Source organism: Tardiphaga sp. (genome assembly GCF_028290785.1).
Classification (GTDB): domain Bacteria; phylum Pseudomonadota; class Alphaproteobacteria; order Rhizobiales; family Xanthobacteraceae; genus Tardiphaga.
The window spans coordinates 1-7,421 of sequence record NZ_JAQGJD010000125.1 but is presented as its reverse complement, the minus strand read 5'-3'; the positions used below and the strand labels follow the sequence as shown (position 1 = coordinate 7,421).

Sequence of the window (7,421 nt, the reverse complement as noted above, 5' to 3'; positions counted from 1 at the left end):
CAGGAGGCGTGGTCGAGCGGCACGGGGGCCACGGCCAGGCCTTCATAGCCGCGGGATTCGCCATGCGCCGCGCGGCGATGGTTGCGGATCACGCGCAGCATGTGCGCAGCATTTTTCTTGTAGCCGGGGAACGGGCCGAGCTCTTTCGCCATCTCCGCGGAGGTGGCGTAGGAGACGCCGGTCAACACGGCGGTCAAGGCGCCGCACAGCGCGCGGCCTTCCTTGCTGTCGTAGGACAGGCCCATCGACATCAGGAGGCCGCCGATGTTGGCGTAGCCCAGGCCGAGGGTGCGGAATTCGTACGACAGTTCGGCGATCGGCTTCGACGGGACCTTGGCCATCATCACCGAGATTTCGAGCACCATGGTCCAGAGCCGGCAGAGGTGCTCATAAGCGTGGATGTCGAAGGTCGCGGTCGAGGTGTTGTAGAACGTCAGCAGGTTGGCCGAGGCCAGGTTGCAGGCGGTGTCGTCCAGGAACATGTATTCCGAGCACGGATTCGACGCGCGGATGTCGCCGGACGCCTTGCAGGTGTGCCAGTCGTTCATGGTGGTGTTGAAGTGCAGGCCGGGATCGGCCGAAGCCCAGGCGGCGTAGCCGATCTTCTCCCAGAGGTCGCGGGCCTGCAGGGTCTTCATGACCTTGCCGTCCTTGCGGGCGATCAGGTCCCAGGTGCCGTCGGTCTCGACGGCGCGGAGGAAATCATCCTTCAGCGAGACGGAGTTGTTGGAGTTCTGGCCGGCCACGGTGAGATACGCCTCGGAATCCCAGTCGGTGTCGTAGACCGGGAAGTCGATGTCCTTGTAGCCCTGCTTGGCATACTGGATGACGCGCTTGATGACGTTGTCATTGACCAGCGCGCGGCGCGCCAGCTTGATCTCGCGGCGCAGCGCCGGGTTCTTCTCGGGATCGAAGCAGTCGTCGTTGGAGCCTTCGCAATTGACGCAGGCTTTCAGGATCGCCTTGAGGTGCTTCTGGTTGATCTTGGAGCCGGTGACGATGGCCGCAACCTTCTGCTCCTCCTTCACCTTCCAGTCGATATAGGTCTCGATGTCCGGATGGTCGGCATCGACCACCACCATCTTGGCGGCGCGGCGCGTGGTGCCGCCCGACTTGATGGCGCCGGCGGCGCGGTCGCCGATCTTCAGGAACGACATCAGCCCGCTGGAGCGTCCCCCGCCGGACAGCTTCTCGCCTTCGCCGCGGAGCTTCGAGAAGTTGGAGCCGGTGCCGGAGCCGTACTTGAACAGACGGGCTTCACGCACCCACAGGTCCATGATGCCGCCTTCGTTGACCAGGTCGTCCTCGACGCCCTGGATGAAGCAGGCATGCGGCTGCGGATGCTCGTAGGACGACTTCGACTTGGTCAGCTTGCCGGTCTTCCAGTCCACGTAATAGTGGCCCTGGCCGGGACCATCGACGCCGTAGGCCCAGTGCAGGCCGGTGTTGAACCACTGCGGCGAATTCGGCGCGACCATCTGCTTGGCGAGCATGTAGCGCAGCTCGTCATGGAAGGCGTGGGCGTCGGCTTCCGACGTGAAGTAGCTGCCCTTCCAGCCCCAGTAGGTCCAGCAGCCGGCGAGGCGGTCGAACACCTGCTTGGACGACAGCTCGGAGACGTAGCGCTCCTTCTCGGGCAAAGTAGCCAGCGCCTCGGTGTCGGGCACGGAGCGCCACAGCCACGACGGCACGGTCTCTTCCTCGACCTTTTTCAGCTTCGCGGCGACGCCGGCCTTGCGAAAGTATTTCTGGGCCAACACGTCGGAGGCGACCTGCGACCAGGAGTCGGGGACCTCGACATTCTCCAGCTTGAACACCACGGAGCCATCGGGATTGCGAATCTCCGACGTGGTGTGGCGGAAATCGATCCCGGCATAGGGAGACTGTCCGTCCGTGGTGTACAGGCGATTGATCTGCATGGTCGTGGCCCCGTCTAGTGCCGGCACCCCGATAGGGCGACGCCGGCGATTTCAGTTTTAGCGGACTTGCGCCCGCAGCTCAGCCGGTGACCCGGCCTGTTGTCTCTGTCCGCATGCCTTGCCGGGGTGCCGGCGTCCGGTTTCCCCGGGGCATGCATCAACGCCTCACTATGCAACCCGAGCTGTTGTTCAGCTCATTGTGACGACCCCAAAGGTCGCCCGTTTTCGGGACAGAACGGCCCGTCCCCGAAAGCCGATACGGCCGTCGAAGCGGTCAGTCTGGAACCCTTTTGGGGAGCGCCCGGCGGGACAAATGACCACCCGCACCGAACGTTTTGAAAACTAGGCCGACTCCCGATACCCGTCAAGAACTAGTACGGGTTCCTAAACCAATTACTAAATATGGTGGGAAGTGGGGATAACCAGGGGGCAAGCGCCACCTCGATTGCTGGCAAGTATCGGTGAGTCCTCACGGAATCGGAAGGCGAAATATTTCAAATTGTTTGGATTGCCGGCGCTTCGCCCACTGTTCACAGGGCAACTTTATTTTGTCATGAGAGCCTTGCGTTCGGCAGACTCAGGTGCCTCGGGCATTGGTCAAAACCGCACAGTCGCCGGTGCCGGGATACCGGGTGATGATAAAGCCCAATTGGCAGAAGGATTTCCGTGAAATCGGCGACCGGTTCCCCCGGAGCGTCGCCGCCCGTCCGGTCGCGCCGCCGCGAATCGCCTAGGCCCGCTTGCGACCCAATTTTGACCGGGGGCGCCAGCGGACGAACAGGTCCTGCTGAAAAATTGTAATGGCAAGCAGGAGAAGCCATACCGCGCTCAACAGGGTCAGCGGGTGAGACAAGGCGCTCGTCGCCGGCCACAAGGCCCACATCAGGTAGGCTTGGCCGATTCCAGGCAGGATCGTCAGCAGCACGGCCGGGAGCAACGGGAGGCTCGTGAAGGCCACCGACAACGTACATACCAGAATCAGCACGGAGATCAGCCCGAGCCAGACGGCGCTGCTCAACCAGACGATATCCCCGATGAGCTTTGCAACGACGTAGGCCCCGACGAAGACGATCGGAATGGCGACGATGCCTTCCGGTTTGTAGTGCTGCACGGCCGCGAAAGCCATCGCCACAGCCAGCGTATGAAGCACCCACTCGCGCACCTTGGGATGACGGCGCTCGAGGTCGCTTGGACGCTTCTCTGGTTGGCCGCTTTCATTCATCGCGGGGTTGGTCGCGGCGGCCGGCGGATTCGTTCGCGGCCGGCCGGTCATCATGTCGTTAGCCGCAGGCGGGACAGTCGTCGCTCAGTCCGTCGAGAAAATCGTCGAGCACCGCGACGCACTTCGCCTTGCTCTTGCCGGGCAGCGGATCGGACGCCGCCAGCGCGTGGGCATAGTCGATCGCCGCATGGTGGAATCGCAAACGCATGAAGCCGTGTTCGGGGCAGGGCGCGATGGCGTGGGCATGAAGCAGGATGCGCGCGGCCCACTGATCCGCGGCTTCGGGTTTTCGTCGCGTGGCTGCGGGCATGATGATCTCCATTTGTCAGTGGTTGAATCGCCGGCGCTGCGGATTGTTCCGCGGCGCTGCAGGCACAGGGAATCGCCAGACGGCATGGGCGTCCGAATCAGTTCCGGGAGCGGGGCCTGAACTCACGTCGATCGAAGCGTAGCGGCCTAATCCGAGTTCGCCGCGAGCGGCACGCGGACGCTGAAATGCGAGCCGCGGGCGAGGTCGGACTTCACTTCGATGTCGTGGCCGAGTGCCTCTGCGGTGCGGCGCACGATCGACAGGCCGAGGCCGAGGCCTTCGCTGGTCGGATCGATCTGGTGGAAGGCGTCGAAGATCGCGGCCTGTTGTTCGCGGGCAATGCCGGCGCCGGAATCCAGCACTTCGATCGTCACGGCATGGTGATGCCGACGACAGCCGACCAGCACGCGGCCGCGCTCGGTATACTTGATGGCGTTGCCGACCAGGTTGCCGATGATGGCGCGCAGCATCGCGGGGTCGCTGACCACCTTCGCCTTGCTGGGCACCACGACCAGTTCGAGGCCCTTGGATTCGGCGTGCAGGCGCCAGTTGGCCAGGACCGACTGAAAGACGTCGGCGACCGCAAAGCTCTTCAGGTCCGGGGCGCCGTAGCCGACCTCCATCACCGAGGTTTCGGCGAGCCGGTCGAGGTCTTCGGCCATCCGCATGCCGGCATCGATGGCGTAGCCGAGCCGTTCGCGATCCTTCGCGTCGGTCAGCTTGCCGCGGATCCGGTCGATCGCCATCACCATGACCTGCAACGGCTGCTTGAGGTCGTGACCGGCCACCGCCATCAGCCGGCTGATATTGCGCTGCAGGCGATCCGACAGCAGCAGCGCGCGGCGGAATTCCATCTGCGACATCACCTGGCGGGCGAGGGCGGCGAGCACGTCGCGCTGCTCGGCCGACAGCACGCGCGGCTTGTCATCGAGCACGCAGACCGTGCCCAGCGGCAGGCCATCCGGCGTGCGCAGCAGCGCGCCGGCATAGAAACGAACGTGCGGGTCGCCGGTCACCAGCGGGTTGCAGTCGAAGCGGGGATCCTTGGTGGTATCTTCGACTTCGAGAAAACTGTGTTCGAGCAGCGCATGGGCGCAGATCGATTGATCGAGCGGAGTTTGGCGAAGCGGGGTGCCCAAAGCGGATTTGAACCACTGCCGGTGCTCATCGACCAGACTGATCAGCGCGATCGGGGTCTGGCACACATAGCTGGCGATTTTGGTGAGGTCGTCGAAGGACGGCTCGACGGCGGTATCGAGGATGCCGTAGGAGCGAAGCGCCTGCAGCCGTTCGGACTCGTTGGCGTGCAACTGCGCCACTGTCGGCTTACCTGAAGTGTCCACCAAGATTGTTCACACCTGACGCGTCGGGCCCGTCGTGGTCCGGTCGAAGAGGATACGCGCGAGTTCCCACAATGTTTCGCGGTCAACCCGATGAACGTTCATAGACGCTGTACGGCTGGCCGCAACCCCGGAACGATAAAGGACGGCGCCGCAGCGGGCGCCGTCCTCATTTAGCAACCGCGTGCCAGCCTATGGGCAGGCGTAGCGCTGGCCGTCATAGCCCAGATAGCTTCCGGTGCGGACGTTGTAGGACTTGTAGGTCTGGATGCAGTATTCAACGTCGCCGCCGCCGGCCGGCGCCGCTTCAACGACTTCGCCGCCGTCGTCATAAGGTGCGCCGTAATAGGCGCCGTACGAGCTACCGTAATAGCCGCCGCCGCCATAGCCGTAGCCGCCGTAATAACCGGGATAGCCGCTCTGCGACGCGATCGCGCCGCCGATCAGGGCGCCGGCCACCGCGCCGGGGACGAACCCGCCGCCACCGCCACCGCGCCAGCCGCCACCGCGACCGAAGTTACCGCCGCCGACTCGCTGGCCGCCGCCCATGCCCACCCTGGGGCCACCGCCGCCGCCGGCCATGCCCATGCGAGGGCCACCGCCGCCCATACCCACGCGAGGACCGCCGCCGCCGCTGACCCTGGGAGCGCCGCCACCGCCGCGAAATCCGCTATTCTGGGCGTAGCTGGCGGTTGAAGCGATCACGGGCAAAGCCAGTGTCACAATCGCTGCGGCACTCAAAATCTTCAGATTGATCATTTTGGTCTCCTATTCTGGTTGCGCATTCAACCCGCTCGCGGGAGGAGCGTTCCCGACCAATCGTCGCGCTGCGCGAGCGCAGGGTGGCAGGCCGGAACTGTATGCGGCATGAACGAACGTGACCGCGTCAGATCGATCTAATCGAGATAGGCCCTTTCCGACCCGATACGAGGCCGGTCACGATGCATGGCGCGTGGCAGGGTGTCGCGGAGACAACTGGACAATCCGGCCCGCCGATGGCATCAACGACCGCAATTGTTCTCCAACCGCGGTGCGGGCCATGAAGCTGTTTCTGCTGAAATTTTTCACCTGGTGGAGTGGCCAGACGTTCGGCACGCAGCTGTGGACCTGGCGGTTCGGCGAGCTGGTCGGCACCGACGAGCAGGGCAACACCTATTACCGTACCAAGGGTGGCGTGATCGATCCGACGCTGGGCTTCCAGCGCCGCTGGGTGGTCTATAATGGCTATGCCGAGGCCTCCAAGGTGCCGCCGTCGTGGCACGGCTGGCTGCACCACACCGTCGATGTGGCGCCCACCGAAGAGAGCTACACGAACCGCGAATGGGAGAAGCCGCATCAGCCGAACCTGACCGGCACGCCGGCCGCGTACCGTCCGGCCGGCTCGACCCTGGCCCACGGCCGCCGTCCCGTGGCAACTGGCGACTACCAGCCCTGGACGCCGGGCCAGTAGCCGCGGGCTGTTTGCCGGGGCGGGCTACGGCGTCGCCGTCGGGCGCGCTCATGGTCCTAACGCCGATGATCGAGCGAAAGATATTTGCGCGCGAGCGGACTGCGAAAAACCGCCGCCAGTTCGGGCGATCCGACCGCGCGTTCGGTGCGGCGGAAACCCCAGGAAAGCAACGCCGTGAAAATCCAGTAGAGGCTGGCCACGGCAAAGAACACCTCGAAGGGCGCGAACGTCATGCCCTGCACGATCAGGCCCTGATAAGTCAGCTCCGCAACGGTGATCGTGCTCAGGATCGATGATTCCTTGATCGCCATGGTGGTCGTGCCGGCCATCGGTGGCAGCGCGAATTTCCACATCTGCGGCGCGATAATATAGCGCAGGATCTGAGGTTGGGTGAAGCCGATCGCCCGCGCCGCTTCGACCTGACCGCGCGGAACAGCCGCCATCGCTCCGCGCAGGATTTCCGCATAATAGGCCGAGGCGAACATCGCCAGTGCGATGGTGCCCGCCACGCGTTCCGGGATGCGAATGCCGGCAAAAGGCAGCCCGTAGAAGAACAGGAAGAGCAGGATGATGAAAGGGACGTTGCGCAACACTTCCACGTAGACGCCTCCGGCAATCCGCAGCGGCAGCAGCGTGGAGGTACGCACCAGCGCGATGATGAACCCGATGCAGAAACCGAGAATGGTCGCTGAGGTCGTCACCACAACCGTGACCCAGATTCCCTGCGCGAAATATTGCCAGTTGTTCGTGATGACGGAGATGTCGAGCATGGTCCCCCGCTAGACGCCGCGACGCAGCGCATAGCGCCGTTCGAGCCACATGCCGAATTGGCTGATGACGAGGCTAAGCGCCAGAAACACCAGCCCGGCGGCAGCGAAGGTTTCGAAGGGCCGGAAGCTGGTGGATCCGATCTGCTGGGCGGTGCGGAACACCTCGACTACGGTGATCACCGCAAGCAGCGCCGTCCCCTTCACCACGATCGTGCATTCGCTGACGATGGCCGGCAGCGAGCGCATGTAGAGTTGCGGCAGGACCACCCGGAGCCAGATCGCGCGGGACTTGAGGCCGAGCGATGCGGCCGCCTCGATCTGGCCGGCCGGGATGCTGGTCAGCGCGCCGCGAAAGATTTCCGTCATGAAGGCCGCGTTGTTGGCGGTGATCGCCAGAACGCCGGCGGTCA

The 7,421-nt window shown here is 64.2% G+C and carries 7 protein-coding genes and 1 pseudogene; 1 reads left to right on the top strand and 7 read right to left on the bottom strand.

Annotated elements, in window-relative coordinates; genetic code table 11:
- The 5 genes and pseudogenes from JWR89_RS07410 to JWR89_RS07390 all read right to left on the bottom strand — a co-directional run.
- Positions 1-1,919: pseudogene (locus JWR89_RS07410) on the bottom strand (vitamin B12-dependent ribonucleotide reductase); the annotation flags it as partial.
- 730 nt (positions 1,920-2,649) lie between these two features.
- Positions 2,650-3,195, bottom strand: coding sequence for a hypothetical protein (locus JWR89_RS07405; RefSeq protein WP_299713758.1), 546 nt, complete (start codon positions 3,193-3,195; stop codon positions 2,650-2,652).
- A gap of 4 nt (positions 3,196-3,199) precedes the next feature.
- Positions 3,200-3,451 carry a hypothetical protein gene (locus tag JWR89_RS07400; RefSeq protein WP_299713755.1) on the bottom strand — a complete coding sequence of 84 codons (252 nt, stop codon included), beginning with the start codon at positions 3,449-3,451 and terminating at the stop codon, positions 3,200-3,202.
- Between the two features lie 146 nt (positions 3,452-3,597).
- Positions 3,598-4,794: a GAF domain-containing sensor histidine kinase gene (locus JWR89_RS07395; protein ID WP_299713752.1), complete on the bottom strand. Its 1,197-nt coding sequence runs from the start codon at positions 4,792-4,794 to the stop codon at positions 3,598-3,600.
- Between the two features lie 189 nt (positions 4,795-4,983).
- The gene (locus tag JWR89_RS07390) at positions 4,984-5,550 is read right to left on the bottom strand and encodes a BA14K family protein (protein WP_299713749.1); all 567 of its coding nucleotides are present in this window, start codon (positions 5,548-5,550) and stop codon (positions 4,984-4,986) included.
- Between the two features lie 280 nt (positions 5,551-5,830).
- Between JWR89_RS07390 and JWR89_RS07385 the strand changes: the two genes are divergently transcribed.
- Positions 5,831-6,241: an NADH:ubiquinone oxidoreductase subunit NDUFA12 gene (locus JWR89_RS07385; RefSeq protein WP_299713746.1), complete on the top strand. Its 411-nt coding sequence runs from the start codon at positions 5,831-5,833 to the stop codon at positions 6,239-6,241.
- A gap of 56 nt (positions 6,242-6,297) precedes the next feature.
- Here JWR89_RS07385 and JWR89_RS07380 read toward each other — a convergent pair whose 3' ends face one another.
- Positions 6,298-7,011, bottom strand: a complete 714-nt coding sequence (locus JWR89_RS07380) for an amino acid ABC transporter permease (protein ID WP_299713743.1) — start codon at positions 7,009-7,011, stop codon at positions 6,298-6,300.
- Positions 7,012-7,020: 9 nt separating this feature from the next.
- On the bottom strand, positions 7,021-7,421 hold a 401-nt coding region (locus JWR89_RS07375; protein WP_299713740.1), incomplete at its 5' end, for an ABC transporter permease subunit.